Below are 26,696 nucleotides of genomic sequence, written 5' to 3' on the forward strand. Positions count from 1 at the left end.
GGGGCACGGGACGTTTCGTCCCCCGCCGAACTGCCACAGGAGCACCATGGAGGCATGTCACTCGCCCAGCTCGCCGGACTCCTCGCCGACCCCACCCGCGCCTCCTTCTGCACCGCCCTGCTCGACGGCCGGGCCTGGACCGCCGGCGAACTCGCCCGGTACGCCGGCGTGGCGCCCTCCACCGCGAGCGAGCACCTGTCCCGGCTGATCGCGGGCGGACTCCTGGCCGAGGAACGGCAGGGCCGGCACCGCTACGTCCGGCTGGCCGACCCGGCGGCGGCCGCGCTGATCGAGGACCTCGCCGCCTTCGCCGAGGCGGCGAGCCCCGGCCGGACCCCGCGCACCCTGCGCGAGTCCACCCGGCAGAGCGCCGAGGCACGGGCCCGGACCTGCTACGACCACCTGGCCGGCCGCCTCGGCGTCGCCGTCTCCGACGCGCTCCACGACCGCGGCCTGGTGGCGGACGACGCGGGCCTCGCCGTCACCGAGGACGGGCGGGCCTGGCTGGCCGGCGCCGGGATCGAGCTGCCGGTCCGGCCGGTCCGCGCGGGCGGCCGCCCACTGGTCCGCAGCTGCCTGGACTGGACGGAACGCCGCACCCACCTGGGCGGCGTGCTCGGCGCGGCGCTCTGCCGGACGGCGCTGGACCGGTCCTGGGTGGAGCGGATCGGCTCCGGCCGCGCCCTGCGGGTGACGTCGGACGGCGGACGCACGCTGCGCGAGCTGCTCGGGATCGACCTCGACCCGGCGCACTGAGCCGGCCCCGCACCGGACGAGGTCCCGCACCGGACCGCACCGGACCGGACCGCACCGACCGGCCGCCGCACGTCCGGGCCGAAGCCCCGTGCGAGGCCTCGGCCCGGACGTGCGGCGGCCGCACTCACCCCATCGTCTTCTGCCCGTCCAGCGATTCCCGGATGATGTCCGCGTGCCCGGCGTGCTGCGCGGTCTCCGCGATGACGTGCAGCACCACCCGTCGCACGGACCAGCCCGCGCCCGGCTCGAACCACGGCGCCTCGGGCAGCGGGTGGACGAGGTCGAGGTCGGGCAGCGTCGACACCAGCTCGTCGGTCTCGTGCGCCACCCGCTCGTACGCGGCGAGCAGGCCGGCCAGCGTCTCGCCGTCCGCCATCCGGAACTGGCCCGCCCAGTCGTACGGCACGCTCTCCATCGCCTCCGCGCCACCGACCGCGAACCGCATCCAGCGTTCCTCGGTGCCCGTGACGTGCTTGATCAGGCCGCCCAGGCACAGCTCGCTCACGGTGGTGCGCCGGGCGGCCTGCTCGTCGTCGAGGCCGCGGACGGTGTGGCGCAGGAAGCCCCGGTGTTTGTCCAGCGTCTCGACCAGCTCGGCCCGCTCCCCGGCGCCCGTGGAGTGACCCGCGCCCGCCGAACCCCCGCCCGCCGAACCCCCGCCCATCAGGCGTCCGCCAGCGCGGGGACGTCGCCGGCGGCCGCGCCGAGGTCGATGATGCCGAAGGCGGCGCCCTGCGGGTCGCCCACCGCGGCGAACCGGCCGTACGGGCTGTCCATCGGCCCGAAGAACAGCTGCCCGCCGTGCTCGGTGACCTTGCCGACGGCGGCGTCGCAGTCCTGCACGGCGAAGAACACGCTCACGTAGGACGGCGCCTCGGGCGGGAGCTCGCCCGGGCCGACCTTCATCCGGCCGAGGACGGGCTGATCGGCGACGTGGAAGATCTTGTAGTCGACCTCGTCGGTGTCCATCCGCTTGGTGGTGAACGGGAAGACCGCCGGGAAGAAGGCGTCCGCCTTGCCCGGTTCGCGGGTCAGCACCTCGGCCCAGGTGTACGCGCCGGGCGCGCCCTGCTTCTCGAAGCCCTCGTGGCTCCCCGCCTGCCAGACCCCGAAGGCGACCCCGCCCGGGTCCTTGGCCAGCACCATGGTGCCGAAGTCGCCGACCGGCATCGGGCCCATCAGCACCTCGCCGCCGTTGGCGCGGATCCGCTCGGCGGTCGCGGCCGCGTCGGGCGAGGCGAAGTACAGGCACCAGGCCGACTGCGGCTCCTCGCCGCCGGGCATCGGCGGGACCACGGCGGCCACCGCCTTCCCGTCCGAGTACGCCGTCGTGTAGTTGCCGAACTCGGACGCGCTCTCGCCGAAGGTCCAGCCGAGCACGGCGCCGTAGAAGGCCTTCGTGCTGTCCAGGTCCTTGATCATCGCGTCGGCCCAGCAGGGCGTTCCCTCGGGTAGCACAGCCATGGCTCTGCCCTCTCCATGTGACGATTTGCCCCGGTTCGCCACAGTAGCCAGTCCGCCGCCGCACCGCGCCCCGAGCCGCCGGCACCCGGCACGCACGGGGGCGGCGGCCCGCCCGGGTGGGAACCCGGCGGACCGCCGCCCGACACCGCTGCCGCCGTGCGCTACCGCAGCTCCGCCGCGGCCCGGACCGGGCCCGGCGCGCCGGCCGCGGCCGGCACCGCCCCGCCGAACGGTGCCCGCGCACCCGCCGTGCCGAACCCGGTCGGCCCGAGCCGCAGCGCGGCGACGCCGGCGGGCGCGTCCGCGGCCGGCGCCTCCCCGCCCGGCGCGTCCGCCGCCGACAGGGCGGCCACCGCCGGAACCGTCGCCGTCTCAAGCCCGAAGTGCCGCCGCAGGTCGGCCTCGCCGTACCGCCGGCAGTCCCGGTGCCAGACGTCGATGCCCGCGATCCAGTTCTCCAGCCGCTTCACGTGGCCGTCGAGCAGCGCCCGGGCCTCCGCGTCGAGCCCGAAGTCCTCGTACAGCACCGGGAACTCGTTCTGCGCCACGTGCTGGAACTGGTCCACCCGCGAGTGCATCAGGTCGTCGACGATCCGGACGGCCGACGGGTAGTCGCAGTTGAAGAAGTTCTGCACCACCAGCACCGCGTTGTGCACCTCGCCCTCGTACTCCACCTCCTTCTGGTAGGAGTACAGGTCGTTCATCATGCACGCGTAGTCGGCGGCCGCGTTCTCCAGCGAGCGCATCGGCCCGCTCTCGTGGATCGCCTGCGGCACGGCCTGCCCGTGGGACAGCCGGCCGAGGCCCATCGTGAGGTCGGAGCCGAAGGTCCTCCGGCGCATCTCGATGTAGTCGACCGGGTCCGGGATGCGGTGCTGCGCCTGGTTGGCGAGCTCCCAGAGCCAGCTCGCCACCATCGACTCGACGGCCTCGCGGAACCGGCGCCGGGCCTCGACGGTCATCGGCGCGACGGTCCGCCGCCAGAGGTCGGCCAGGCCGCGCTCCAGGGCGTTGACCGGATCCGGCACCGGGCCGCCGTCGACCGGCATGAAGGCCGAGAACCGCTCGTTCTGCAGCCGGGCACCGAGCAGGTCGCGCCTGCGCCCGAACACCACCGGGTAGTAGTCGTCGGCGTACGTCCCCCAGGCCAACCAGTCGGAGGTGAGGTCGAGTTCCTCCGCGGTGGCGTCCGGGTGGATGCCGGCCGAGCAGAGCGGGAAGTCGTAGTCGGCGAGCTTCTCGGCGGTCCAGACGCCCGAGCCGATCACACCGGGCTGGGTCTCCAGCAGGCCCATCCGCTCGGCCCACGCCCCCGTGTGCAGCCGCGAGGAGTCCAGGTGCGGGCTCGGTTCCACGGTGAACGGGTGCCTGAACTCCGGTAGCCGGGAGGGCCCGACGTGCTGGAACGGCACATGGGCGTGGGAGCGCGCCCGCCGCGCGGCCGGATCCGGCCCGGCGGCCGGCACGGACTCCTCGACCGCCGCCCGCGCCCGGCTCAGCGAGCCCAACTCGCCCATCCCGCCCGGCAGTCCGCCCGACGCCCCGGGCCGCAGCACGTCCAGTGCGGACGTGCCGACCCCGCCGATCGCGTACGCGTCCCACCAGTTCCCGCCCGAACCGGCCGCCGCGCCACCGCCGTTCATGTACCGGCTGGACCGCATGTGCCACTCGTGGCCGCCCGACTGCCAGTCCTGCAGCCCCTTGACGTACGCGAGCACCCGGGCGCAGCCCTCCGGGTCCAGCCCGGTCTCCGCGAAGAGCACCGGGAGTTCGGTGAACACGGTGTTCTCGAACTGCTGCAGGCGCGAGGTGAGCAGGTCGTTGACGGCCTCGGCGGCCTCCTGCGTGGTGCACCCCAGGAAGGTCTCCAGGACCAGCACGCCGTTGCTCAGCTCGCCCTCGTCCTCGACCTCCCGCTGGTACGAGAAGAGGTCGTTGCGCAGGTGGACGCCGTCCGCGAAGGCGTCCATCAACACCCGCAGCGGCCGCGAGCCGGAGACCTCCTTCGGCACCTCCGCGCCGGCGGCGTACTCGATCAACCCGGCGGACCAGGGCGCGCCGCCGACCTTGCGGCGCATCTCGATGTACTCCACCGGGTTGGCGATCCGGCCCGCGTTGATGTTGGCGAGCTCCCAGAGCGACTCGTTGAGCAGGTTCCGGGTGCTCTCGGCGAACCGGATCCGCCAGTCCTCGCCCATGGCCGGCACGGTGCGCCGCCAGAGGTCGGCCAGCCCGGCCTCGACGGGGTTGGTCGGCTCGGGCATCGGGGTGGCCGGGTCGGCGGGCATGAACAGCGGCAGCCGGTCGAGGTAGGCCTTGCCGCCCTCACGGTCGTTGGTGCGCTTGTAGACCTCCAGGAAGTGGTCGTCGAAGAAGAAGACCCAGACGTACCAGTCGGTGACCAGCGACAGCGCCTCGGCGGAGGCGTCCGGGTGGGTGTAGGCGCAGAGCAGGCCGTAGTCGTGGGCCTCCAGGTCGGCCTGGTCCCAGATTCCCGAGCCCTCCAGCATCCCCATCTCCCGCGCCCAGGCGGTGGAATGGGTGCGGGCCTCCTCCAGATGGGGATTGAGCCGTGCCGGGTGCGGCACGTAGAAGGAGGGCAGTTCGAACGGCTGAGTCACCGGGCGAGCCTTTCTGGACGCGTCGACGAGGCCGACCGGCACGGCGAAGCAGCGCCTTCACTCCCCACACCCGCCGCCCGGTCGGCACAGCATTACCCGCCGGCGCCGCCCCGCACCGGGCAACAGGAACAGTCATATGAAATAAGCCCATTGACTCGAACAGACGCCCCAGGAATCGCCCGGCATTGGATCACCTGTACGCCTGGTTCCCCCCATCGGGCAGAGCGTCACGGGGATCCCCGCGAGGCGCGCCACCGGGCGCCCACATCGGCCGGGCCGGGCCGGATCGGCGCGCGGACAACGGCCACGCAACAACTATGCCGACGAACCAACCAGTCACCCCAAGGAGAAGCGCCCCCGTGGGCGTGTTGCCCCTCCCCCTCCTCGCCCGTCCACCAGACTGGGCGGCGACCCGATTCTCCACGCTCAGAGGAGGGCTTGCCCATGAACGTCACCGTGCGGCTCGCGCAGCAGCCCGAGGCCGACGAACTGCTCGGGCGCAGCGCGCTCGCCGCGCTCGTCGGGATGCTGCTCGACCAGCAGGTGCCCATGGAGTGGGCGTTCAGCGGACCGCTGACCATCGCCCAGCGGCTCGGCCGGGACGACCTGGACGCGCACGAGATCGCCGTCTACAACCCCGAGGAGTTCGTCGCGCTGCTCTCCGAGAAGCCGGCCGTGCACCGCTACCCGGCGGCGATGGCCAAGCGGGTGCAGCAGCTCTGCCAGTTCCTGGTGGCCCAGTACGACGGCGACGCGGCGGCGCTCTGGCGGGGCGTCGCCACCGGCAAGGAGCTGCTCAGCCGGCTGAACGCGCTGCCGGGCTTCGGCAAGCAGAAGTCGCAGATCTTCCTCGCCCTGCTCGGCAAACAGTACGGCGTGCAGCCCGAGGGCTGGCGCGAGGCGGCCGGCGCGTACGGCGAGGAGGGCGCCTACCGCTCGGTCGCGGACATCACCGGACCGGAGTCGCTGGAGAAGGTCCGCGCCCACAAGCAGGAGGTGAAGCGCGCCGCCAAGGAGGCCAAGGCCAAGGTCTGAGCCCACCGCGCCGCCCGGGCCCGGCACCCACGGGGGAGCGCAGGGCCCGGGCCCTGCGGCATTCAGGGGGCTTCCCACGCCGGGCCTACGCGGCCCGCACCGCCTTCTCGTCCGCGTCGGCGAGCCAGAAGTAGACCGGGGACAGGGCGAGTTCGAGCACCATCAGGCCGAGCTGGAACGCGTGCGGCCGGCCCTCCACCGCGATCGACAGCAGTCGCCCGACCGCGCCCAGCAGGAAGACGCCGGTCAGCACCCGCACCACCCGCGCCGGGATCGGCGCCTGCCGGGCCACCCATACCCACGCGAGCCCGTACCCGACGAAGATCGCACCGAAGAACCGGCCCAGGCTGTCGATCGTCGGGCCGGCGTCCGCCTCGCCCGGGATCGCCGCATTGCCGCCGAGCACGTGGAACAGGCCGATCAGCACGCACGCGACGCCCATCGTCCGGGCGAGCACCCGGAGCGCCTTGACCCTGGCCATGACGACCACCCCTCACGCCACTGGTTGACATGTGTCTACTAAGCTAGCCCGCTCTGGTAGACACGTGTCAAGTAGGCTTCCCGCATGCCTCCCCGCCAGCGGCTCAGCCCCGCCGATCGCCGCGCCCAGCTGCTCTCCGTCGGCGCGCAGCTGTTCGCCGCGCGCCCGTACGAGGAGGTGCTGATGGAGGACGTCGCCGAGCGCGCCGGCGTCTCGCGCGCCCTGCTCTACCGGCACTTCCCGAGCAAGCACGACCTCTTCGCGGCGGTCTACCAGCAGGCCGCGGACGAGCTGCTCGCCGAGACCCGGCTCGACCCCGCCCACACCCTGGTCGAGCAGCTCGCGCAGGGCATGGACGCCCACCTCGACTACTTCGTCGCCAACCGCCACGCCGTGCTCGCCGCCAACCGGGTGCTCGCCGGGGACCCGGTCATCCAGACGATCATGAACAACGAGCTGGACGCCCTCCGCGCCCGTCTGCTGGGCGTCCTCCCGCTGGCCGACGAGGCCGCCCGCCGGGCGGTCTCGGGCGTCCTGAGGAGCTGGCTGGTCTTCGTCCAGGTGCTCTGCGTGGACTGGCTCGCCGAGGAGACCTGCTCCCGCGCCGAGCTGCGCGACGTCTGCATCGGCGCCGTCCTGGGCGCCGTCCGCCCGCTGCTCGACACCGACCCGGCCCCCGAGTGGCCCCGCTAGGCCCTCTGTTTCGGCTCTTGCCGACCGACGGCAGCTCAGCCGAGCCGCCGGTACGGGTACCTGCCCCTGATCCGCCGGACGAAGTAGCGGCCGTGGCTCTCGGCCGCCATCAACTCCCCGTGCACCCGCCCCGGAACGGAGTCATAGGAGTACACGCCCCCGCCCACGAACTCCACCTCCAGCACCCGCCGCGCCGCGTCGTACCCGACCGATCGCAGCGCCGAGGAGTCCACCGGCGTGCGGTCCATGGCCCTTCCAGTGTGCGCACGAAGGCCCCGGCCGCGCACCGCGACCGGGGCCCACCACCCGCACACCGTCAGACCAGCACGGGCTCCTGCTCCTGCTCCTTCTTCTGCCCGTGCTCCACGGCCCCGACGGGCTCCGGCGCGACCGCCGCCGGCCGGCGCCGCGGCAGCGCGCACATCAGCAGGAACACCACCGCCAGCACCCCGACGACCCACCACATCGCGTGCACGAAGGCGGCGCTGAACGCCTCCCCCGCCGCCGCGGGGGCGACCGTCTCCGGCATCGCCCCGAAGAACGCCACCGACACCAGGCCCAGCCCCAGCGCCATGCCCACCTGGCCCACCGTGTTGATCAGCCCCGAGGCCGACCCGGCGTGCTCGCGCGGCACCTCGGCCAGGATCGCGTCCGTGATCGGCGCGACGATCAGCCCCATGCCCAGACCCATGATCACCAGCGGCAGCGCCATCTGCCAGGGCGCGATCGCCGCCCCGTACCGCTCGGCCTCCGCGATGTAGACCAGCACGCCGGCCGCCATCACCGCCGCGCCCGCCTGGAGCACCTTGCGCCCGAACCGCGGCACCAGCTTCTGCACCGAGAGCCCGGCGGCCGTGGAGACCGCGAGCGAGAACGGGATACCGGTCGTGCCGGCCTTGAGCGGGCTCCAGCCCAGGCCGAGCTGCATGTAGAGGGTCCAGACCAGGAAGAAGATCCCGGTGACCACGCCGAAGGCCAGCTGCACCCCGATCCCCGCCGCGAAACTCCGCACCCGGAACAGCGAGAGCTCGACCAGCGGCGAGCCGTCCCGCCGGGTCTTCACCCGCTCGTAGGCGACGAACAGCGCGAACACCGGCAGGCTCCCGGTCATCGAGAGGTGGCCCCAGAGCGGCCAGCCGGCCTCCCGGCCGTGGGTGAGCGGGTAGATCAGCATCAGCAGGCCCACGCTGGCCAGCAGCACGCCCACCAGGTCGAGCTTCAGCGCCCGGTCGGCCTTCGACTCGGCGATGAACGCCCGGCCCAGCAGCAGCCCGGCCACGCCCACCGGCAGGTTGATCAGGAAGATCGGCCGCCAGCCCAGGCCGAAGAGGTCCCACTCGGTCAGCAGCGCGCCGATCATCGGCCCGGAGACCGCGCCCAGCCCCACCACCGCGCCGAACATGCCGAACACCTTGCCGCGCTCCTCCGCGGGGAAGGTCGCGTGGATGATCGACAGCACCTGCGGCACCATCAGGGCGGCCGTGGCACCCTGCACCACCCGCATCGCGACCAGCATCTCGGCACCGGTCGCCAGTCCGCAGAGCGCGGAGGCGAGCGTGAAGCCGCCGATGCCGACCAGGAACAGCCGCTTCCGTCCGTGGATGTCGCCCAGCCGCCCGCCGGTGATCAGCCCGATCGCGAAGGCCAGCGCGTAGCCCCCGGTCACCCACTGGACGGCGCTGAACGAGGCCCCGGTGTCGGCCTGGATGCTCGGCACCGCGATGTTCACGATGGTGACGTCCACCAGGTCCATGAACGAGGCGGTCATCACGATCGCCAGCGCGATCCACCTCCGGCGGTCCGCGGCCACGGCGTCCCTCGTCATCACGTACTCCTCTTCGTCGCTCTTCGGCACGTCTGCGACGGTAGGGGGCATGTAGGTCAGATCCTGTCCGCCTTGTCCGGCATGCTGGGCACCATGACCGACACTCCGGCACGACTGCTGAGCCTGCTGTCCCTGCTCCAGACGCCGCGCGAGTGGCCCGGCAGTGAACTGGCCGAGCGCCTCGACGTCAGCCCGCGGACGATCCGCCGCGACATCGACCGGCTGCGCGCGCTCGGCTACCCGGTCGAGGCGACGATGGGCGCCGTCGGCGGCTACCGGCTGGTGGCCGGGACGGCCATGCCGCCGCTGCTGCTCGACGACGAGGAGGCGGTGGCCATCGCCGTCGGCCTCCGGGCGGCCGCCGGGCACGCCGTGGTGGGCATCGAGGAGGCCTCGGTGCGCGCGCTCGGCAAGCTGCTCCAGGTGCTGCCGAGCCGGCTGCGCCACCGGGTCGGCGCGCTCAACACGGCCACCGTCCCCCTGCTCACCGGCGACGGCCCGACCGTCGACCCGGAGGACCTCACCGTGCTCGCCAACGCCGTCACCAACCGCGAACGCCTGCGCTTCGCCTACCGGGCCGGCGACGGCGCCGAGACCAGGCGCCAGGTCGAGCCGAACCGGCTGGTCTCGGCGGGCCGCCGGTGGTACCTCGTCGGGTACGACCTGCACCGCGACGACTGGCGGCTGTTCCGGGTCGACCGGCTCAGCGAGCCCTTCCCCACCGGCGCCCGGTTCACCCCGCGGCCGCTCCCCGCCGAGGACGCGGCCGCGTTCGTGGCGAGCAAGCTCCGCCGGCACTCCCCGACGTACACCCTGGAGGCCACCCTGCGCGCCCCCGCGGCCGAGGTCGAGCGCCGGATCGGCGGCTACGGCGACTCCGCGGTCGAGCCGGTCGACGAGCACACCTGCCGCCTCCGCTCCAGGGGCGACTCGCTGGAGTGGCTGGCGATGCGCCTGCTGATGGTCGGCTGCGAGTTCGAGGTGCACCGGCCGACGGAGCTGCACGCCCACCTGCGCGACCTCGCCGGCCGGGCCGACCGGGCCGCGAACAGCGGGAGCCGGGGCCGCACGGACTGACCCGTGCCGCCCCGGCTCCCGCGGACGGTCCGTCAGACCCCGAACTCGGCGGTCAGCACCGCGCGGGCCAGCGTGTGGAAGGTGATGTGGAATCCGACCTGCGCCGGCGGCGTGTCGGCGGCGACGTCCAGCGCCTCGACGTCCAGCGCGTGCACCGCGAAGGCGTACCGGTGCGGGGCACCGGGCGGCGGCGCGGCGCCGTCGTACCTGTTGCCGGGGAAGTCGTTGCGGGCGTGGAACGAGCGCCCGCCCGGCAGGTCGGCATCGGACGAGCCGGCGCCGCGCGCCAGCCCGGCGGTGTCGGCCGGCAGGTTGAGGGCGAGCCAGTGCCACCAGCCGGAGCCGGTCGGGGCGTCCGGGTCGTAGCAGGTGACGGCGATGGACCGGGTACCCCCGGGCAGACCGGACCAGGCCAGCTGCGGCGAGAGGTTGCCACCGGCGTGGATGAACTCCTCGGCCAGCTTGCCGCCTTCGGCGATGTCCTCGCTGGTCAGCTCGAAGGTCGGCACCTGCGGCAGGAACTCGTACGGCAGCGGCGGACGAAGACTCATGGGTGGTCACCTCTCGACGAGCCGGGTCGACCCGGCTCCTGGCTGAATGACGCCCTTCACTCTAGGGCTACACACCCGATCGACGCGGCCCTAGAGTCACCGTCATGGCCCTGAACGACCGCAGCGCTTCCGCGTCCACCCCCGACGGTTCCGCGTCCGCCCTCGACCCGTCCCGGATGATCGCCGATGCGCGGCGGGCGCTGTTCACCATGGTCGGCGTCCTGGCCGTCGTCTGGCTGCTGCAGCTGGTGAACTGGCTCGACGACTACGGACTCAGCCGGGCGTACGGAGTCCGGGCGCAGGAGCTCGACAGCCTGCCGAACATCGTCACCTCGCCGCTGCTGCACTGGAACTGGGCGCACCTGGAGGCCAATTCCGGCCCGCTGTTCGTCTTCGGCTTCCTCGCCGCCTACCGCGGGGTGAAGAAGTTCCTGGGCCTGACCGCGCTGCTCGCGGTGACCAGCGAGCTGACGGCCTGGGTCTTCGACAAGCCGAACTCCGTCGGTGTCGGAGCCAGCGGTCTGGTGTTCGGCTACTTCGGTTACGTGGTCCTCCGCGGGGTCTTCGACCGCAACCTGATCGACACCCTGATCGGCGTCGTGCTGGGCGCCTCCTACGCCTACATGGTCACCGGGGCCCTGCCGGGCGTCGCCCCGGGCATCAGCTGGGCCGCCCACCTCGGCGGACTGGTCGGCGGACTGGCCGGCGCCTGGATCTTCCGCGACCGGACGCGGGCGCCGAGGGCGGCCGCCCCGAAGCCCGCGGCGGCCGCGACCACCACCGCCCGCACCGCCACCGGCCCGAGCAGCGCCACCGGCTCCCGGGCCGAGTTGCTCAAGGAGCTGGACGACCTGGGCCTCTGAGCCGCAGCACCCCGCCACAGCGGCGCGCCCCACGGGCTAGGTATAGACCAATCCCACCCCTCGGGCTAGCGTGAAGGGGCACCCGCCCCCTGCTCCGGAGCCGCACCGTGGAGTCGTCCGTCCTCGCCTTCGCCACCGATCTGCTCGACGAGGGGGCCGACGCCTTCTTCGGCAACCTCACCGACCGGGCGGGCGTCGGCGGCGTCACCCTCGCCTCGGTCTACCACGCGGCCCGGGACGTCTTCCCGCACAACCCGCACCGGGTGGTCCGCTACCTGGAGCCCGGCGCCGCCTACTTCCGCCCCGACCCGGCCCACTGGACCGGCCGCCGGCTCCGGCCGACCCCGTCCACCGCGATCGGCGACCGCGACCCCTTCGCCGAGGCCGCCGCCGAGGCCCGCCGGCGCGGACTGAAGCTGCACGCCTGGACGGTCTTCTGCCACAACGACCGGCTCGGCTTCGAGCACCCCGACTGCGCCCCCGCCAACGCCTTCGGCGACCGCCGGCTCACCGACCTCTGCCCGGCCCACCCGGAGGTCCGCGCGTACGCCGCGACCCTGGTCGCCGAGCTGGCCCGGTACGGGGTGGACGCGATCCGGGCCGAATCGCTGCACTTCCACGGCCTGCGCCACGGCTACCACCACGAGCGCTACTTCGAGGAGCTGGGCCCGGTCGCCGAGGCCCTGCTCGGAGTCTGCTTCTGCACGCACTGCCGCGCCGCCGCCGACCGGGCCGGCGTACCCGCCGAGGAGGTGGCGGCGGCGGTCCGGACCGAGCTGCGCCGCAGGCTGGCGGACGACGCGGCCGCCGGCGCACCCGCCGCCCTGGACGAACTGGCGGGCGGCGCCTTCGCCGCGTACGTCGACGCCTCCGCCGCCACGGTGTCCTCGCTCGCCGCCGAGCTGACCGAGCAGGCCCGCCGGCACGGCATGCGGCTGAGCTTCATGGACGGCGCCGGCCCGGGCCGGGGGTGGCTCGCCGGCATCGACCTGCCCGCACTCGCCGCGGCCGCCGACCAGATCGAGACGCTCGGCTACGCGAAGACCCCGGAGGCGGTCCGCGAGAAGGTCGCCGCCTTCGCCCTGCACGGCGTCCGCCCGCAGGAGATGGCGGTGATCCTGCGGCCGATGGCCATGGACTGCGACGGCCCGGCCGACCTCGCCGCCAAGATCGCCGTGCTTCGCGAGCTGGGCGTGCCGGAGGTGGAGTTCTACCACTACGGCCTGATGCGGCTCTCCTCGCTCGACCGGATCGGCGCCGCCCTCGCCGGCTGAGGCCGGTGGCCCCCTCGCCGGCTGAGGCGGGCGGCCGCCACGGGCAACCGGCAGACCGAGGCAGGTACCGGCCAGTCAGGAACCGGCCAACGAACGCCCACCGGTTGGCCGAAAACCGTCGCTCACCTGCGCGATTGTCCCTGTCCATGCCAACATCTGGACCCTAGGCTCCCCCTCGACGTGATCATCCGCCGAGGGGGAGCAACCATGGAGACCACACCCGCCCGCATCAGCCGCCGCGGGCTGCTCGCCGGAGCCGCGGGCACCGCCGGAGCCGCCGCCCTGGCCACCGCGGCCGGCACCACCCGGGCCGCCGCCGCCACCGCCGTCCCGGCGGCCGCCCCCCACGCGCTCAAGCTCCCGCACCAGATCGAGGCCGAGGCGCTGGTCGACAACCTGCGCCTGCTGCCCTGGGAGTTCGAGGCCAACCGCTACAAGGCGAAGAACACCCCGCTGGAGTCCCTCAACAGCCGTGTCCAGTGGGGCGCCCCGGGCCACCCCGAGGACTTCTACAACCTCTCGCAGTGCTCGTCCTTCCTCAGCCTGGTGCTGGAGCGCGCCTACGGCACCGCGCCCACCAGGCCGGCCGCCGCCCTGCCCTGGTCCGCCTACAGCTACGGCTGGGCGAACGAGCAGTACTTCCGGGACAACTTCTACTTCGACAAGGCCGACACCAAGGACTTCCCGAACGCCCAGGAGTACCGGACGGCCTTCGCCCGGAAGGACGTCTCCGGGGCCGACCCGCTGCCGCACTTCGAGCCGGTCACCAAGCCGGTCAACCTGCGCCCAGGCGACCTCGTCGCCTTCGAGTACGACGACGACAGCGACGCGCTCTACACCGGGCACATCGTCATGATCCGCGAGCGCAAGGGCGTCTGGGCGGACCCCGACGTCGACAGGCTCGTCGGCCCCGACGTCGTCCCCCACGTCTTCGAGATCATCGACTGCACCAGCGGCCCGCACGGCGGCCCGAACCTCGGCGGCGCCGCCACCGAGCTCTACCGGGCCTTCCCGGACACCCGCTTCGAGGAGGTCCTCGCGACCACCGGCCAGTCCACCTTCGTCAAGCACAACGGCGTCGGCTACGGCCACATGGTCTTCTACGCGGACGCCGCCACCAAGCTGTTCGCCGGCTACCGCTGGAGCGTCACCTCCAGGACCGCGCACGCGGCGAAGGACCGTCCGATCGCGGCCGGCCGGGTCTGGCTCAAGGACAACCTCTGATCCGACCCGCCCGTCACCTCCGCCGCCGGGACGTGCCGAACAGGCTCCGGGAGATCTCCCGCCCGAGCTGGGTCCCGGCGGACCGCGCGAAGGACTTGAGCGCCGGGCTGCTCAGCAGCGAGCCGAGCAGCCCGCCGTCCTCCTTCCCGCCACGACCCGCCTCCCGGTCCGACTCCCGGTCCGACTCCCGGCCCGCCTCCCGGCGCGGCTCGTCCTCCGCCTCCGGGGCCGCCGGCACCTGCGGCACCCCCGCGGCGGCGGGCCGCGCCGCCCGGGCGGCCAGCTTCTCGTACGCCGACTCCCGGTCGATCGCGTCCCGGTACCGGGACGTCAGGGCGGAGGCGTCCACCGCGGCCCGCAGCGCGGCCGGCTCGATCGGCCCCATCAGCGACTGCGGCGCCCGCAGCCTGGTCGCCGCCACCGGCGTCGGCGCACCCTTCTCGGAGAGCACGGTCACCACCGCCTCGCCGGTGCCGAGCGTGGTCAGCACCTCCCCCAGGTCGTACGCGGGCGACCGGGGGAAGGTCGACACGGTCGCCTTCAGCGCCTTGGCGTCGTCCGGGGTGAAGGCGCGCAGCGCGTGCTGGACCCGGTTGCCCAGCTGGGCGAGCACATCGGCGGGGACGTCCTTCGGCGTCTGGGTGACGAGGAAGATGCCCACGCCCTTGGACCGGATCAGCCGGACGGTCTGGGTGATCGCCTCCAGGAAGGCCTTGGACGCCCCCTTGAAGAGCAGGTGCGCCTCGTCGAGGAAGAAGACCAGCTTGGGCCGGTCGAGGTCCCCCACCTCGGGGAGCTCCTGGTAGAGGTCGGCCAGCAGCCACATCAGGAAGGTCGAGAAGAGCCGCGGCCGGTCCTGCACGGCGGGCAGCTCCAGCACCGAGACCACGCCCCGGCCGTCCGGCGCGGTCCGCAGCAGCTCGGTGGTGTCGAACTCCGGCTCGCCGAAGAACGCGCCGGCGCCCTCGTTCTCCAGCGTGGTGAGCGAGCGGAGGATCACCCCGGCGGTCGCCGCGGAGAGCCCGCCGATGCCCTTCAGTTCCTCCTTCCCCTCGGGCGAGGCGAGGAAGGCGATGACGGCGGTGAGGTCCTTGAGGTCGTAAAGCTCCAGCCCGTTGCGGTCGGCGTAGTGGAAGACCAGGCCGAGCGAGGACTCCTGGGTCTCGTTCAGGTCCAGCACCTTGGCCAGCAGCAGCGGGCCGAAGCTGGTCACGGTGGCCCGGACCGGGATGCCCTCGCCCTGGCCGCCGAGCGCGAAGAACTCGCTCGGACAGCCCTGCGGCGCCCAGCTCTGGCCGACCTCGGCCGCGCGGGCGGCGGTCCGCCCGCTCGGCGCGCCCGGCGCCGAGACGCCGGAGACGTCACCCTTGACGTCCGCCAGGAACACCGGGACGCCCTGGGCGGAGAGCTGCTCGGCGATCAGCTGCAGGGTCTTGGTCTTGCCGGTGCCGGTGGCGCCGGCCACCAGCCCGTGCCGGTTGAGCACCCCGAGCGGGACGCGCACCGGGGCGTCCGGGTAGGCGGTGCCGTCCAGCAGCACGGCGCCGAGGTCGAGTGCGGGGCCGGTGAAGGCGTAGCCGTCGGCGATCTCCCGCACCTGCGGAGGAGCGACGGCAGGGCCGGGAGCGGGGGACGGCGGCTCGGCGGGGGGCATCGGGCACACTCCAGAGGCAGAGCTGAGGAACGACGATCGCGACATTTCCCATGAAACAGCCGCAATCGGCCGCCCGCAGCTCGCACCCGAGGGCGTGGCGGCGCCGCGGCTGCTGCGCCATCCGCCGCCCAAACGGTAGGCTTTCCGTGTGATCTTCAAACGCATCGGCAATGGGCGGCCGTACCCGGATCACGGCCGGACCAGCACCCGCCAGTGGGCGGACGTCGCCCCGCGCCCGGTGCGACTGGACCAGCTGGTGACCACCAAGGGACAACTGGACCTCGAAACGCTCCTCGCGGAGGACTCCACCTTCTACGGGGACCTCTTCGCCCACGTCGTGAAGTGGCACGGCGACCTCTACCTGGAGGACGGGCTGCACCGGGCGGTCCGCGCCGCGCTCCAGCAGCGCCAGGTGCTGCACGCCCGCGTCCTCGAAATGGAGTGACGGGCCCCTCCCGCGTACCGCCGCACCGCCTTCCGGCCACCCGCCGGGGGGCGGTCCGTTCGTACCCGGATACCTCCTTTCGGGTACCGGCGTACTCCAGATGATGATCATTTAGTACCTTCGCTGCCGTACCGCACTAGTCTGCTGACTACGGCCGCGACCACGGCGAACGCCGGCACCGGCCGACCCGTCACCCGATCCCCGCCCTGGCACGAGGGGGAGACAAACCGTGAGCATGTTGACTCCCCAAGGCCTGAAGGGGAAGCAGTACCGCATCACCGGCAACAGCTATCCACGGCTGGGCCGGCCGCCGAAGAAGAGCCGCAAGGTGTTCGCCCTGATCGGCTCGGTGCTCGCACTGGCGCTGATCGCCCTCGGCGGCGTGCAGCTCTACGACATCTTCACCGGCAAGGGCAGGAACTCCTCCGCCCAGGCCTGCGCGACGCCCTCCGGCAAGCCGCTGGCCGCGCCCACCCCCACCCCGGACGCGTCGCCCGGCGCCCCCGCCGGCGACCCGAAGGCCATCCCGCAGCCGACCGCCTTCAAGCTGAACGTCTTCAACGCCACCACCAAGTCCGGCCTGGCCGGGCGGACGGCCGAGGAGTTCACCAAGCGCGGCTTCACCGTCGACAAGAAGGGCAACGCCCCGGCCGAGCTGGACAAGAAGGTGCCCGGCACCGCCGTCGTGATCGCCGGTCCGGCCGGCGCCGGAGCCGCCACCCTGATCAGCTCGCAGATCGCCGGGGCCACCGTCACCACGGACGCCCGCACCGACAACACCGTGGACGTCGTCGTCGGCGACAGCTACAACGCCCTGCTGGACGAGACGCAGGCCGCGGCCGCCCTGGCCCTGGCCACCAAGCCGTCCCCGACCCCCAGCACCACCGGCAGCTGCTGAACCGCTCCCGGACGCGAAGGAGCCCCCGGCACGGCGCCGGGGGCTCCTTCGCGTCGCAGGTGGCGGACTCAGCCGGCGGTGCCGTACAGGCGGTCGCCCGCGTCGCCGAGGCCGGGGACGATGTAGCCGTTCTCGTTCAGCCGCTGGTCGACCGCGGCGGTGACGACGGTGACCGGCAGCCCGGCCAGCTCCTTCTCCATCACCGCGACGCCCTCGGGGGCCGCGAGCAGCACCACGGCGGTGACGTCGGTGGCGCCGCGCTCGATCAGCATCCGGATCGCGGCGACCAGCGTGCCGCCGGTGGCCAGCATCGGGTCGAGCACGTAGACCTGGCGGCCGGAGAGGTCGTCCGGCATCCGGGTGGCGTAGGTGGAGGCCTCCAGGGTCTCCTCGTTGCGCACCATGCCGAGGAAGCCCACCTCGGCGGTCGGCAGCAGCCGGGTCATCCCGTCCAGCATGCCGAGGCCCGCCCGGAGGATCGGCACCACCAGCGGGCGCGGGTAGCTCAGCCGGGTACCGGTGGTGACCGCCACGGGCGTGGTGATCTCGACCTCGTCGGTGCGGACGTCCCGGGTCGCCTCGTACGCGAGGAGGGTGACCAGCTCGTCGGTCAGGCGACGGAAGGTCGGCGAGTCGGTGCGCTCGTCGCGCAGGGTGGAGAGCTTGTGGGCGACCAGGGGGTGGTCGACGACGTGGATCCGCATGCGTCGAGGTTAGCCCGCGCCCGGACGCCCGTACGACCCGCCGTCGCCCGCCCGGCCGAGAACAGCCCCCGGACGGCCGCCCCGGAGCGCTCGCCGACGGGGAGCCGGAGTGACGCCGCCGTGACACGCCGTGACGCTCCGCGAATGTCCGGACGGAACGGCTTCCTGTGGTATCAACCGGGCGGATCTGGGAAAGTCACGTCCTATGACGAGCAACCCGAGGACCGGGGACGGCTCGGCGGACGGCCTCCCGGGCCCGTCGGGCGGGCGCTCGGGCCAGCCCCCGGACCGCCCGGAGACGGAGGCGGAGCGCCGCAAGCGGCGGGCCGTCTTCCTGCGCGAGCTCGCCGAGGCGCGCGAACTGAGGGAGCGGGTCCAGCCCCGCCGGACCAAGGAGCGCCGGATGCGCGAGGCGATGCGGATGCGAACCTTCCGGATCTGACACCGATCCGACCGGTCCGGCGCGGCCGGGGCTGCGGTTCACCGGCTCCCGGCCAAGGCTTCCGACACGACCTGCAAAGACGCGCTGCCGAACACCCCCCGCAAGGGCGGGCTTTCTGTCACGATTCCGATGGGACGGTCCGAACAGCGGACCGCCTCTGGCGCGGGGGCGGCCAGGTTCCGCGTTGCCCGAGCGCGCCGACAGCCGAGACGAGATCTTGGGAGTGTCCCTGGTGGCGTACTTCGCTGCAGTGCTTGCTCGCACCGAGGACGGGTGGGATGTGAGCGAGACGGAGCTCGACAACGTCGAAACGCTGGCCGACCTGGCCGACCTGGCCCGCGAGGCCGCGCAGGACGACGACAGCGTCCTGGTCTTCATCGAACAGGAGGACGCCTGGTTCGCCATCGTCCGGGTCGACGGCGAGGACGACCCGCGGATCTTCGTGTCGGACGGCGCCGCCGCCGCGCGCAGCTCCTACGGCTCCGTCCTCACCGACGAGCTGGTCGACCAGGCCGGCGAGAGCGAGTTCGGCGACCTCGACAACCTGGTGGCCGAACTGGAGGACGAGGAGGCGGCCCAGGAGCAGGCGGACGAGGACGACGACGCGGTCGGCCACGACGGCGTCCCGGTCGGCCCGCTCGGCGACTCCCACCTGCTCACCGAGTTCGGGCTGGCCTCCGAGGAGCTGCTCGGGCTCAGCGGCGAGGGCGCGGTGCCCGGCGACGCGCTGGAGGAGATCGCCGAGGCCCTCGGCTGCGGCGAGGTCCTGGAGGCCGTCCGGTAGCGGCCGGTGCCGCTCGACGGATGCCGGACACTGGATGCCATGCAGTCCGTGTCCGCCCCCCAGGCCGCCCCGCTCCCCGCTCCCGTCCGCCCCGACCCGGTCCGCGACCGCTGGGCGGCGCCGATGCGCCTCGCCATGGCCGAGGCCGCGCTGGCGCCGGCCACCGGGGACGTCCCGGTCGGGGCGCTCGTCCTGGCCCCGGACGGCGAGGTGATCGGACGCGGCCACAACGAGCGCGAGGCGGTCGGCGACCCGACCGCGCACGCCGAGGTGGTGGCGATCCGGCAGGCCGCGGAGAAGACCGGGGCGTGGCGACTCGGCGGGTGCACGCTGGTGGTCACCCTGGAGCCCTGCACGATGTGCGCGGGCGCCATCGTGCTGTCCCGGATCGACCGCGTGGTCTACGGCGCCCTGGACGAGAAGGCCGGCGCGGCCGGCTCCCTCTTCGACGTGATGCGCGACCGGCGCCTCAACCACCGCCCCGAGGTGGTCTGGGGCGTCCTCGCCGACGAGTGCGGCGAGCAGCTCCGCGACTTCTTCGACACCCACCGCTGAGCCCCGCCGCACGCCTCGCCACAACCCCGCCGCACGCCCGCCGCACGCCCGCACGGATACGGATTTCGTTCCGGCGGGCGCCGTCCGGTAGAGTTCCCCTCGGTAGCGTGTCCGAGCGGCCAAAGGAGCACGCCTCGAAAGCGTGTGTGGGGGCAACTCCACCGTGGGTTCGAATCCCACCGCTACCGCCAGCAACACGAAGGCCCGTCCGGACGGACGGGCCTTCGTCGTTTCCGCGCACCCTCATCCGCGGAAAGGCGGCTCCGCGCCGGGGCCGATGACCACCAACGCCCCTTCGTGCACGGAGCCCGAGGGGGAGCGGTTCGGGGGGACTGACCGCTCCCCCGGACGGAGTCCCACAACCGGGGCCGCGTCGGGGGGAAGCCGCGGCACCCGGTCCCACAGCGGGGGCTCCGGATCCACGTACCGGGGACTCCTGCCAGATCCTCGGTACGACATCCATCCTGCTCGACCGCCCGGACCGGGGCACCCGGAGAAAGGCCCCAGTCGCGAGGACCTTCGTCCCGCCGAGTGAACGCGTCGCACACTTGATGGGCCGTTCGGTGGATAAGCTGCCCACTGCAGAGGGCCGCTCGGGGACCGAGTGACGGCGGCCCGCAGCAGGGAGGAAGGTCCCGGATGGCGCAGGCGAAGAAGATCGGCATGGTCCTCCTGCTCGTCTTCGTGCTCTACACGATCATCACCTCACCCGCCCGGGCCGCCGAGCTGGTCCAATTGGGGTTCGAGGGCATCTCGAACGCCGCCAAGGCCATCGGCACCTTCATGACCGGGCTGGTGAAGTAGGCCCCGGGGCACCGGCTACGGTGGGGCCGTCCCTCAACCCCGTCCGCTAGGAGCGGCATCGTGATCCGCCATCTGGTCCTGTTCAAGCTCAACGAAGGCGTCGGCAAGGACGACGCCCGCGCGCTCGCCGGCGCCAAGGCCTTCGAGGAGCTCGGCCCGGTGATCCCCGAGCTGCGCGAGTGGGAGTGCGGCTGGAACACCACCGAGCGCGACATCGCGTACGACTACGCCATCAACAGCCTGGTCGAGGACCGCGAGGCGCTGCAGTCCTACCTCACCCACCCGGCCCACCAGGCCGCGGCCGGCCAGTGGCGCGAGTTCGCCACCTGGGTGATCGCCGACATCGAGGTCTGATCCCCCGGGGCATCCCCCGGACGGACCGCGGCGCCCCGCCCGAGACCCGGGCGGGGCGCCTTGCTCTGTCCCGGAACGGTCCGCCCGGCCGCCCGCCGGAAAGCCCCGTGAAGCGCCAACACCGCACCAACACACCTCCGCTCGGTGCTTGCCCGAACTGCGCCCAGCTTGTGATGCTATGACCGGTTTTGCCGGACATGGCGAGGCGGTGAATCGAGACGCGACACCCGATCCGCAAGTCCCACCGTTGTCGACTTTGGGAGGGGTGACGTGTCCGTGCGGACACCAGGGAGCGTGCCGGGTGCCGACACCGGTCCGGCCGCCGCACAGACCGCCGCGCAGTCCGCCGGCGGGCAGTCCGCCACCGCGCAGTCCCCGACCGCGCCGGACGCCGCCGCGCACTCCGCCGCCGCGCGGACGGCCGCACCGGCCCCGCAGCCCCCCGCCCCGGCCAACCCGCCGGAGGAGGTGCTGGCCGCGATCATCAGCCCCGCCGGCGAGCTGCGCCCGGACGGCCTGCGCGGCCCCGGGGGCCGCCCCGCGGTGGACGTCCGGACCCTGACCCGGGTGCTGTTCGAGCGGCTCGCCGAGCTGCCCCCGGACGCCCCCGAGCGCGAGCGGGTCCGGGCCGCCCTGATCGAGGTGAACATCCCGCTGGTCCGCTACGCGGCCACCCGGTTCCGCAGCCGCAGCGAGCCGATGGAGGACGTCGTCCAGGTCGGCACGATCGGCCTGATCAACGCGATCGACCGGTTCGACCCGAGCCGCGGCGTGCAGTTCCCGACCTACGCGCTGCCGACCATCCTCGGCGAGATCAAGCGCTACTTCCGGGACAACGTCCGCACCATGCACGTCCCGCGCCGGCTCCAGGAGCTCTGGGTGCAGGTCAGCGGCGCGATGGAGGAGCTGACGGTGGTCCACGGCCGGGCCCCCAAGGTGCCCGAGATCGCCGCCAGCCTGCGCATCCCGGAGGAGGACGTGCGGGCCTGCCTGGACGCCGGCCGGGCCTACAACGCGGCCTCGCTGGAGGCCGCCCAGGAGCACGAGGGCGGGCTCGCCCTGCTGGACCGGCTGGGCTACGAGGACTCGGCGCTGGCCGAGGTCGAGCACCGGGACATGGTCCGCCACCTGCTGGTCCAGCTGCCCGAGCGGGAGCGGCGGATCGTCATGCTGCGGTTCTTCGCCAACCTGACGCAGTCGCAGATCAGCACCGAGCTGGGGATGTCCCAGATGCACGTCTCCCGGCTGCTCTCGCGGATCCTGACCCGGCTGCGGACCGGCAACTCCTGGGAGGACTGACCGGCACGCGGGGCCAGCGACCGGTCGCTGCGCGTTACCGCCGCGTGACATCTCGCGACGCTCGGGTTTGCCGGGGCCGGTGCGCCGGTATGGAGGGGGGAAGGCGCCGTACGGGAACGCTCCCGCGACGGCACCCGTTGAACCGTCAGTCACAAGGGGGTGGGCGCATGTCCGGAGAGCTGGGCACTGCGGAGATCCACACTGCACGGAGCCACGCCGGTGCGGCCGGCCGCACGCCGGCCACCGGCCTGATCCCGCTCCAGCGGGCCGAGGCCGCGCCGCCCGGCGCCGACGTCCCTCCCGGCGCCGCCGAGCCGGCCACCGCCGCCGGGCCGGCCGCCGCCGGACTCGACACCCGGACGCTCTCCCGTTCGCTCTTCCTGCGGCTGGCCGCACTGGAGGCCGGCAGCGCGGAGCACACCTACGTCCGCGACACCCTGATCGAGCTCAACCTGCCGCTGGTGCGGTACGCCTCGGCCCGGTTCCGCAGCCGCAACGAGCCGATGGAGGACATCGTCCAGGTCGGCACGATCGGCCTGATCAAGGCGATCGACCGGTTCGACCCGGAGCGCGGGGTGGAGTTCCCCACCTTCGCGATGCCGACCGTGGTCGGCGAGATCAAGCGCTTCTTCCGGGACACCAGCTGGTCGGTGCGGGTCCCCCGGCGGCTGCAGGAGCTGCGGCTGGCCCTCACCAAGGCCGGCGACGACCTCTCCCAGCGGCTGGACCGCTCCCCCACCGTCGCCGAGCTCGCCGCCTGCCTCGGCGTCAGCGAGGAGGACGTGGTCGAGGGCCTGGCGGTGGGCAACGCGTACACCGCAAGCTCGCTGGACTCCGCCCCCGGCGAGGAGGAGGGCGACGGCCCGCTGGCCGAGCGGCTGGGCTACGAGGACCTCGCCCTGGAGGGCGTGGAGTACCGCGAGTCGCTCAAGCCGCTGCTGGCCAAGCTGCCGCCGCGCGAGCGCCGGATCATCATGCTGCGGTTCTTCGGCAACCTCACCCAGTCGCAGATCGGCGAGGAGATCGGCATCTCCCAGATGCACGTCTCCCGGCTGCTGACCAAGACCCTCACGCAGCTGCGCGAGGGCCTGGTCAGCGAGGGCTGAGCCGCCCCGGCGGGCGCCCCTACCGGGCGTCCGCCAGCAGGTTGGCACGCAGGCCGGCGAGCACCTCGTCGTCCAGCCCCAGGCCGTCCTGCCAGAAGTCCTCGAAGGTGGCCCAGCCGGCCTCGACCTCCGCGAAGGCCGCCTCCAGGTAGCTGCGCTCCGCCCGGAAGACCGGGAGCAGCAGCTGCGGCTCCTGCATCAGGCCGCGGGTTCCGAAGCTGTCCACGACGTGCTCCACGATCGCGGCGGAGCGCTCGTTGGTGAGCAGGTAGTCGGCGAAGACGGTCTCGCGGTCGACCCCGAGCGCGGTCAGCAGGACGGCGGCGGTCCAGCCGGTCCGGTCCTTGCCGGCCGAGCAGTGGAAGATCAGCGGCGGGCCGTCCGGGGCGGCCAGCAGCCGCAGCACGGCGGCGAAGCGCTCCCGGGCCACGGCGTCGGTGACGAACCACCGGTAGAGGCCGGTCATCATCGCGGCGGCCTTGCCGTCCCCGAGCAGGGCGCGCTGCTTCTCCGGGCTGCGGTCGGCCAGGGCGTCGCGCAGCGCCACGTAGATGTCGAAGTCCGCCGCGAAGACCGGCAGGTGGTGCAAGGTCATGCCGCCCCGGGAGGCGGGCTCCACGGTGATCGGGGCGGACGAGAGCTCGGCGGCCGCGATCGCGGCGACCGGCAGGCCGGGGACGCGGTCCGGACCGGCCTCGCGGACCTCGTCGAGGCTGCGCAGGTCGACCACCTGGCGCAGACCGATCGCCGACAGCAGGCCGAGGTCCTCCTCGGTGAGCCGGTTGAGACCGTCGCTGCGCAGCGCCACGCCGTGCTTCAGCACCCGGCCGTCGGCCGTCCGGTAGCCGCCGAGATCGCGGGCGTTGACGGCGCCGCGGAGCCCGAGGCTCCGCGCCTGCGGGGCCGCCTCGGCCCCGTCCGTCGGCATCCGCACCGCTTTCCGGTCGGCCTGGATTGCGGTGGTCTCGGTCTGCTGCTCGGTCACGCGGTGGCCTCCATTGGATATTCGGACTGTGACATGGCACAACCCTGCGCAATATTGCATGAACCTGCCCGACAGAACGGCTGGATGTGCAAGAGTGTCATGCGCAACGCCGCCAGTGTAGGCCGCGGGTTACCGGCCACGGTCAGAAGATCGGTGACCAGCGGTAACGCTCCGACTCCGCCTCCTTTTAATTCTCAATTCATTATTTGCGCAACAGGCTCGGTTCCGGCCACAATCAGCGCTTCCATGGCATCGCCATGAACGTTGGTAACAGATTCGCTGCACTCCCGCCCATTTGGTCCCAATCGGTGCGGAGTCTCCACCAGGATGGGCGCCGGGCAGCCTGCTGCCCGCGAACAGCGACAGGGCAGGTGAGCGCCGAGCAGCGGAGCGCCCTGCCCAGGGGAGGAACACAGAATGGGTCGAGCGACCCGAAGAGTTGCCGCCTGCGCGGCAGCAGTCCTGCTGGCCGGCGGCCTGCAGTCGTCCCTCGCACACGGTGCCACCAGCGCTCCCAGGATCGACCTGACGGTCCTGGTCATCAGCGACGGCGGGCCCGCGACGGCGGCCATCGCCGCCGAGCTCAAGAGCCAGGGCACCCCGTACAAGGTCGTCGACCTCACCGACGCCCACCGTCCCGTGATCGACGCCGCCTTCCTCAGCGACACGGTCAACGGGCAGCCGCGGGGCAAGTACCAGGGCATCGTGATGCCCAACAACAACCCGTTCGCGGCGGGCTCCGCGGAGATGACCGCGATCGCGACCTACGAGGCGGCGTTCAACGTGCGCCAGGTCGATGCGTACACCTACGCCCAGCCGGACGTCGGTCTGAACTGGGCACAGAACCCCGGATACATGGGCAAGCTGGACGGCGTCCAGGCCCAGGTCACCGGCGCCGGCCTGGCCGGCCCGTTCGGGTACCTCAAGGGCTCCGTGCCGTTCGAGAACAACGACCCGGGCGTCGACGAGAGCTACGGCTTCCTGGCCACCCCGCTGGCCTCGCTGCCGTCCGGCTCCACGTTCACGCCGCTGGTCGACGCCCCCATACCGGGCGCCACCGAGCGCGGCTCGCTGGTCGGCGAGTACAGCCACGACGGCCGCAAGGAGCTGGTCGTCACCTTCGTCTACAACCAGTACCAGCAGCAGTACCGCCTGCTGGCGCGCGGCATCGTGGACTGGATCACCCAGGGCGTCCACCTCGGCTACGACCGCAACTACTTCGCGGCCCACGTCGACGACGTCTTCCTGGCCGACGACCGCTGGGACCCGGTGCTCGAGTGCACCCCCGGCGACGTCACCTGCCCGCCCGGCACCCCCGAGACGGCCAATCCGATCCGGATGACCATCGCGGACGCGCAGTACGCCAAGCAGTGGCAGACCGCCAACAACTTCACCATGGACATGGTGTTCAACGGCGGCGGCAGCGAGGACTGGAAGGCCGACCACGAGGTCACCGCCGACCCGGTGGTGGACCAGATGGTCGCCGACCAGAACAGCTACCGGTGGATCAACCACACCTACACCCACCCGTACCTGGGCTGCCTCCAGGACGTCTCGGTGGTGCCGTGGAAGTGCACCAAGGACGCCTCGGGCAACACCGTCTGGGTCGACCAGGCCACCGTCACGTCCCAGATCAAGAACAACATCGACTGGGCCACGGCGCGCAACCTGCACATCGACAAGACCGAGCTGGTCACCGGCGAGCACTCCGGCCTGCTGACCGCTCCGCAGGAGACCAGCGACAACCCGTACCTGGCGCCCTCGCTGGTCGCCAACGGCGTCAAGTGGACCGCCAGCGACGCGTCCCGCGAGCCCGCCCAGCGGGCCGTCGGCTCGTCCACGCTGACCGTGCCGCGCTACCCGATGAACGTCTTCTACAACGCCGGCACGGCGAAGGAGGAGGCCGACGAGTACAACTGGATCTACACCAGCGTGGCCAACGGCGGCAGCGGCGTCTGCGAGAGCAACGCCAACTCCACCTGCCTGCCGGCGCCGCTGGACGTCAACACCGGCTACCAGTCGTACATCGTGCCGCTGGAGGCCCGGATCGACCTCGGCCACGTGCTGAGCAACGACCCGCGCCCCCACTTCATCCACCAGTCGAACCTGGCGGAGGACCGGATCGTGTACCCGGTGCTGGAGAAGATCCTCTCCACCTACCGGTCCCTGCACGCCGACAACGCCCCGATCGTGAACCTGGCGCAGAAGGACATCGGCGCCGAGTTCCAGCGCCGCGCGGCCTGGAACGCGGCCCTCGCCGCCGGCCAGGTCACCGCCTACCGGATCGGCAACACCGTGACGGTGTCCGCCCCGAGCGGCGTGCAGGTCCAGGCCACCATGCCGACCGGCACCGTTCAGCAGTTCGCCATCGGTACCGGCGGGTTCGGCTCGGCCTACGCCGGTACGATGTCCGGCTGGGTCAAGCCGGGCTCGCTGCAGAGCAGCGTCCTGCTGAAGCTGCCGTCGAGCGTCGCCCCGGTGGCGCCGACTGCCGCTCCGTCCGTCGCCGCCAACTCGGTGACGGCCCCGGCCCCGGCCGACAAGAAGGTCGTGCCCAAGGGCACCGCCGACGCCGTTCCGGCCGGTCCGGGCGACATCGCCCGTACCGACGCCCCGGTGCTGGTCCCCGGCAGCGGGGCTCCGGTGGCCGGCAAGGGCGTGGCCGCCGGCAAGGCGGCCGCCAAGGGCGGCACCACCGCCGGCACGAAGGGCACCACCGGCAAGGCCTCCGGGGGGAAGGCCGAACCGGCCAAGAAGACCGCCGGCCAGCCCGGCAACCGCTAGACAGGTGATACGAGTGGT

General features: G+C 72.9%; 27 protein-coding genes and 1 tRNA gene. 18 read left to right on the plus strand and 10 right to left on the minus strand.

Going from position 1 to position 26,696, the window contains the following annotated elements; genetic code table 11:
* The first annotated feature begins 54 nt into the window (after positions 1-54).
* Entirely contained in the window at positions 55-756 is a 702-nt protein-coding gene (locus RMN57_RS19140; RefSeq protein WP_313764571.1) for a winged helix-turn-helix domain-containing protein, read from the plus strand.
* A gap of 124 nt (positions 757-880) precedes the next feature.
* Here RMN57_RS19140 and RMN57_RS19145 read toward each other — a convergent pair whose 3' ends face one another.
* The 3 genes from RMN57_RS19145 to RMN57_RS19155 form a co-directional block, all read right to left on the minus strand.
* On the minus strand, positions 881-1,420 hold the full coding sequence (locus tag RMN57_RS19145) for a DinB family protein (RefSeq protein WP_313764572.1): 540 nt from the start codon (positions 1,418-1,420) through the stop codon (positions 881-883).
* Positions 1,420-2,220 carry a VOC family protein gene (locus RMN57_RS19150; protein ID WP_313764573.1) on the minus strand — a complete coding sequence of 267 codons (801 nt, stop codon included), beginning with the start codon at positions 2,218-2,220 and terminating at the stop codon, positions 1,420-1,422. Before RMN57_RS19150 ends, RMN57_RS19145 begins: the two co-directional genes overlap by 1 nt.
* Positions 2,221-2,381: 161 nt before the next feature.
* Complete coding sequence (locus RMN57_RS19155) at positions 2,382-4,841, minus strand: terpene synthase family protein (protein WP_313764574.1); 2,460 nt, start codon at positions 4,839-4,841, stop codon at positions 2,382-2,384.
* Between the two features lie 444 nt (positions 4,842-5,285).
* On the opposite strand from RMN57_RS19155, the gene RMN57_RS19160 reads away from it, so the two are divergent.
* Positions 5,286-5,876, plus strand: a complete 591-nt coding sequence (locus RMN57_RS19160; RefSeq protein WP_313764575.1) for an HhH-GPD-type base excision DNA repair protein — start codon at positions 5,286-5,288, stop codon at positions 5,874-5,876.
* Positions 5,877-5,961: 85 nt separating this feature from the next.
* Here the strand turns inward: RMN57_RS19160 and RMN57_RS19165 are convergent, their stop codons facing one another.
* The gene (locus RMN57_RS19165; protein WP_313764576.1) at positions 5,962-6,357 is read right to left on the minus strand and encodes a DUF4345 domain-containing protein; all 396 of its coding nucleotides are present in this window, start codon (positions 6,355-6,357) and stop codon (positions 5,962-5,964) included.
* A gap of 84 nt (positions 6,358-6,441) precedes the next feature.
* Here RMN57_RS19165 and RMN57_RS19170 point away from each other — a divergent pair, with 84 nt between their 5' ends.
* Positions 6,442-7,050: a helix-turn-helix domain-containing protein gene (locus RMN57_RS19170; RefSeq protein ID WP_313764577.1), complete on the plus strand. Its 609-nt coding sequence runs from the start codon at positions 6,442-6,444 to the stop codon at positions 7,048-7,050.
* A gap of 35 nt (positions 7,051-7,085) precedes the next feature.
* On the opposite strand, the gene RMN57_RS19175 is transcribed toward RMN57_RS19170, so the two are convergent.
* Together RMN57_RS19175 and RMN57_RS19180 are read right to left on the minus strand one after the other, a co-directional pair.
* Positions 7,086-7,298 carry a KTSC domain-containing protein gene (locus RMN57_RS19175; protein WP_313764578.1) on the minus strand — a complete coding sequence of 71 codons (213 nt, stop codon included), beginning with the start codon at positions 7,296-7,298 and terminating at the stop codon, positions 7,086-7,088.
* A gap of 68 nt (positions 7,299-7,366) precedes the next feature.
* Complete coding sequence (locus RMN57_RS19180; RefSeq protein WP_313767881.1) at positions 7,367-8,875, minus strand: MFS transporter; 1,509 nt, start codon at positions 8,873-8,875, stop codon at positions 7,367-7,369.
* A gap of 93 nt (positions 8,876-8,968) precedes the next feature.
* Between RMN57_RS19180 and RMN57_RS19185 the strand changes: the two genes are divergently transcribed.
* Positions 8,969-9,952: a YafY family protein gene (locus RMN57_RS19185; RefSeq protein WP_313764579.1), complete on the plus strand. Its 984-nt coding sequence runs from the start codon at positions 8,969-8,971 to the stop codon at positions 9,950-9,952.
* 32 nt (positions 9,953-9,984) lie between these two features.
* On the opposite strand, the gene RMN57_RS19190 is transcribed toward RMN57_RS19185, so the two are convergent.
* Positions 9,985-10,503, minus strand: coding sequence for a YbhB/YbcL family Raf kinase inhibitor-like protein (locus RMN57_RS19190; RefSeq protein ID WP_313764580.1), 519 nt, complete (start codon positions 10,501-10,503; stop codon positions 9,985-9,987).
* Positions 10,504-10,607: 104 nt separating this feature from the next.
* Here RMN57_RS19190 and RMN57_RS19195 point away from each other — a divergent pair, with 104 nt between their 5' ends.
* From RMN57_RS19195 to RMN57_RS19205, 3 genes are all read left to right on the plus strand, one after another.
* On the plus strand, positions 10,608-11,366 hold the full coding sequence (locus RMN57_RS19195; protein ID WP_313764581.1) for a rhomboid family intramembrane serine protease: 759 nt from the start codon (positions 10,608-10,610) through the stop codon (positions 11,364-11,366).
* A 107-nt stretch (positions 11,367-11,473) separates the two neighbouring features.
* Positions 11,474-12,640, plus strand: coding sequence for a hypothetical protein (locus tag RMN57_RS19200; RefSeq protein WP_313764582.1), 1,167 nt, complete (start codon positions 11,474-11,476; stop codon positions 12,638-12,640).
* Positions 12,641-12,847: 207 nt separating this feature from the next.
* Positions 12,848-13,864, plus strand: a complete 1,017-nt coding sequence (locus RMN57_RS19205; RefSeq protein WP_313764583.1) for a hypothetical protein — start codon at positions 12,848-12,850, stop codon at positions 13,862-13,864.
* A gap of 13 nt (positions 13,865-13,877) precedes the next feature.
* Here the strand turns inward: RMN57_RS19205 and RMN57_RS19210 are convergent, their stop codons facing one another.
* Positions 13,878-15,518 (minus strand): helicase HerA-like domain-containing protein, encoded by a 1,641-nt coding sequence (locus RMN57_RS19210; RefSeq protein WP_313764584.1) that lies wholly within the window; start codon positions 15,516-15,518, stop codon positions 13,878-13,880.
* Between the two features lie 148 nt (positions 15,519-15,666).
* Here RMN57_RS19210 and RMN57_RS19215 point away from each other — a divergent pair, with 148 nt between their 5' ends.
* The gene (locus RMN57_RS19215) at positions 15,667-15,963 is read left to right on the plus strand and encodes a type II toxin-antitoxin system VapB family antitoxin (protein ID WP_030061387.1); all 297 of its coding nucleotides are present in this window, start codon (positions 15,667-15,669) and stop codon (positions 15,961-15,963) included.
* A 235-nt stretch (positions 15,964-16,198) separates the two neighbouring features.
* A complete protein-coding gene (locus RMN57_RS19220) occupies positions 16,199-16,861 on the plus strand; it encodes a LytR C-terminal domain-containing protein (RefSeq protein WP_313767882.1) in 663 nt (220 codons plus the stop codon).
* A gap of 68 nt (positions 16,862-16,929) precedes the next feature.
* Here RMN57_RS19220 and upp read toward each other — a convergent pair whose 3' ends face one another.
* A complete protein-coding gene (gene upp / locus RMN57_RS19225; RefSeq protein WP_238860165.1) occupies positions 16,930-17,565 on the minus strand; it encodes a uracil phosphoribosyltransferase in 636 nt (211 codons plus the stop codon).
* 205 nt (positions 17,566-17,770) lie between these two features.
* Here upp and RMN57_RS19230 point away from each other — a divergent pair, with 205 nt between their 5' ends.
* The 8 genes from RMN57_RS19230 (at position 17,771) to RMN57_RS19265 (ending at position 22,909) form a co-directional block, all read left to right on the plus strand.
* Complete coding sequence (locus RMN57_RS19230) at positions 17,771-18,007, plus strand: hypothetical protein (RefSeq protein ID WP_313764585.1); 237 nt, start codon at positions 17,771-17,773, stop codon at positions 18,005-18,007.
* Between the two features lie 232 nt (positions 18,008-18,239).
* A complete protein-coding gene (locus tag RMN57_RS19235; RefSeq protein WP_313764586.1) occupies positions 18,240-18,791 on the plus strand; it encodes a hypothetical protein in 552 nt (183 codons plus the stop codon).
* Between the two features lie 39 nt (positions 18,792-18,830).
* Positions 18,831-19,346 (plus strand): tRNA adenosine(34) deaminase TadA, encoded by a 516-nt coding sequence (gene tadA / locus RMN57_RS19240; RefSeq protein WP_313764587.1) that lies wholly within the window; start codon positions 18,831-18,833, stop codon positions 19,344-19,346.
* Positions 19,347-19,447: 101 nt separating this feature from the next.
* Positions 19,448-19,537, plus strand: a tRNA-Ser gene (locus RMN57_RS19245).
* 448 nt (positions 19,538-19,985) lie between these two features.
* On the plus strand, positions 19,986-20,150 hold the full coding sequence (locus RMN57_RS19250; protein WP_174315669.1) for a hypothetical protein: 165 nt from the start codon (positions 19,986-19,988) through the stop codon (positions 20,148-20,150).
* A 60-nt stretch (positions 20,151-20,210) separates the two neighbouring features.
* Positions 20,211-20,504: a Dabb family protein gene (locus tag RMN57_RS19255; RefSeq protein WP_313764588.1), complete on the plus strand. Its 294-nt coding sequence runs from the start codon at positions 20,211-20,213 to the stop codon at positions 20,502-20,504.
* Positions 20,505-20,798: 294 nt separating this feature from the next.
* Entirely contained in the window at positions 20,799-21,803 is a 1,005-nt protein-coding gene (locus tag RMN57_RS19260) for an RNA polymerase sigma factor SigF (protein ID WP_313764589.1), read from the plus strand.
* A 167-nt stretch (positions 21,804-21,970) separates the two neighbouring features.
* Entirely contained in the window at positions 21,971-22,909 is a 939-nt protein-coding gene (locus tag RMN57_RS19265; protein WP_313764590.1) for an RNA polymerase sigma factor SigF, read from the plus strand.
* Positions 22,910-22,928: 19 nt separating this feature from the next.
* On the opposite strand, the gene RMN57_RS19270 is transcribed toward RMN57_RS19265, so the two are convergent.
* The gene (locus RMN57_RS19270; protein ID WP_313764591.1) at positions 22,929-23,894 is read right to left on the minus strand and encodes a tyrosine-protein phosphatase; all 966 of its coding nucleotides are present in this window, start codon (positions 23,892-23,894) and stop codon (positions 22,929-22,931) included.
* Positions 23,895-24,311: 417 nt separating this feature from the next.
* Here RMN57_RS19270 and RMN57_RS19275 point away from each other — a divergent pair, with 417 nt between their 5' ends.
* Positions 24,312-26,678, plus strand: a complete 2,367-nt coding sequence (locus tag RMN57_RS19275; protein ID WP_313764592.1) for a hypothetical protein — start codon at positions 24,312-24,314, stop codon at positions 26,676-26,678.
* The last annotated feature ends 18 nt before the right edge of the window (positions 26,679-26,696 follow it).

This window comes from Kitasatospora sp. CM 4170, assembly GCF_032110285.1.
GTDB classification, from domain to species: domain Bacteria; phylum Actinomycetota; class Actinomycetes; order Streptomycetales; family Streptomycetaceae; genus Kitasatospora; species Kitasatospora aburaviensis.

Bases quoted from the DNA above. Each gene is read 5' to 3' on its own strand.
- RMN57_RS19140 (WP_313764571.1), top strand. From the start codon at position 55: ATGTCACTCGCCCAGCTCGCCGGACTCCTCGCCGACCCCACCCGCGCC.
- RMN57_RS19145 (WP_313764572.1), bottom strand. From the start codon at position 1,420: ATGGGCGGGGGTTCGGCGGGCGGGGGTTCGGCGGGCGCGGGTCACTCC.
- RMN57_RS19150 (WP_313764573.1), bottom strand. From the start codon at position 2,220: ATGGCTGTGCTACCCGAGGGAACGCCCTGCTGGGCCGACGCGATGATC.
- RMN57_RS19160 (WP_313764575.1), top strand. From the start codon at position 5,286: ATGAACGTCACCGTGCGGCTCGCGCAGCAGCCCGAGGCCGACGAACTG.
- RMN57_RS19165 (WP_313764576.1), bottom strand. From the start codon at position 6,357: ATGGCCAGGGTCAAGGCGCTCCGGGTGCTCGCCCGGACGATGGGCGTC.
- RMN57_RS19170 (WP_313764577.1), top strand. From the start codon at position 6,442: ATGCCTCCCCGCCAGCGGCTCAGCCCCGCCGATCGCCGCGCCCAGCTG.
- RMN57_RS19175 (WP_313764578.1), bottom strand. From the start codon at position 7,298: ATGGACCGCACGCCGGTGGACTCCTCGGCGCTGCGATCGGTCGGGTAC.
- RMN57_RS19180 (WP_313767881.1), bottom strand. From the start codon at position 8,875: ATGACGAGGGACGCCGTGGCCGCGGACCGCCGGAGGTGGATCGCGCTG.
- RMN57_RS19185 (WP_313764579.1), top strand. From the start codon at position 8,969: ATGACCGACACTCCGGCACGACTGCTGAGCCTGCTGTCCCTGCTCCAG.
- RMN57_RS19190 (WP_313764580.1), bottom strand. From the start codon at position 10,503: ATGAGTCTTCGTCCGCCGCTGCCGTACGAGTTCCTGCCGCAGGTGCCG.
- RMN57_RS19195 (WP_313764581.1), top strand. From the start codon at position 10,608: ATGGCCCTGAACGACCGCAGCGCTTCCGCGTCCACCCCCGACGGTTCC.
- RMN57_RS19205 (WP_313764583.1), top strand. From the start codon at position 12,848: ATGGAGACCACACCCGCCCGCATCAGCCGCCGCGGGCTGCTCGCCGGA.
- RMN57_RS19210 (WP_313764584.1), bottom strand. From the start codon at position 15,518: ATGCCCCCCGCCGAGCCGCCGTCCCCCGCTCCCGGCCCTGCCGTCGCT.
- RMN57_RS19220 (WP_313767882.1), top strand. From the start codon at position 16,199: ATGTTGACTCCCCAAGGCCTGAAGGGGAAGCAGTACCGCATCACCGGC.
- upp (WP_238860165.1), bottom strand. From the start codon at position 17,565: ATGCGGATCCACGTCGTCGACCACCCCCTGGTCGCCCACAAGCTCTCC.
- RMN57_RS19230 (WP_313764585.1), top strand. From the start codon at position 17,771: ATGACGAGCAACCCGAGGACCGGGGACGGCTCGGCGGACGGCCTCCCG.
- tadA (WP_313764587.1), top strand. From the start codon at position 18,831: ATGCAGTCCGTGTCCGCCCCCCAGGCCGCCCCGCTCCCCGCTCCCGTC.
- RMN57_RS19250 (WP_174315669.1), top strand. From the start codon at position 19,986: ATGGCGCAGGCGAAGAAGATCGGCATGGTCCTCCTGCTCGTCTTCGTG.
- RMN57_RS19265 (WP_313764590.1), top strand. From the start codon at position 21,971: ATGTCCGGAGAGCTGGGCACTGCGGAGATCCACACTGCACGGAGCCAC.
- RMN57_RS19275 (WP_313764592.1), top strand. From the start codon at position 24,312: ATGGGTCGAGCGACCCGAAGAGTTGCCGCCTGCGCGGCAGCAGTCCTG.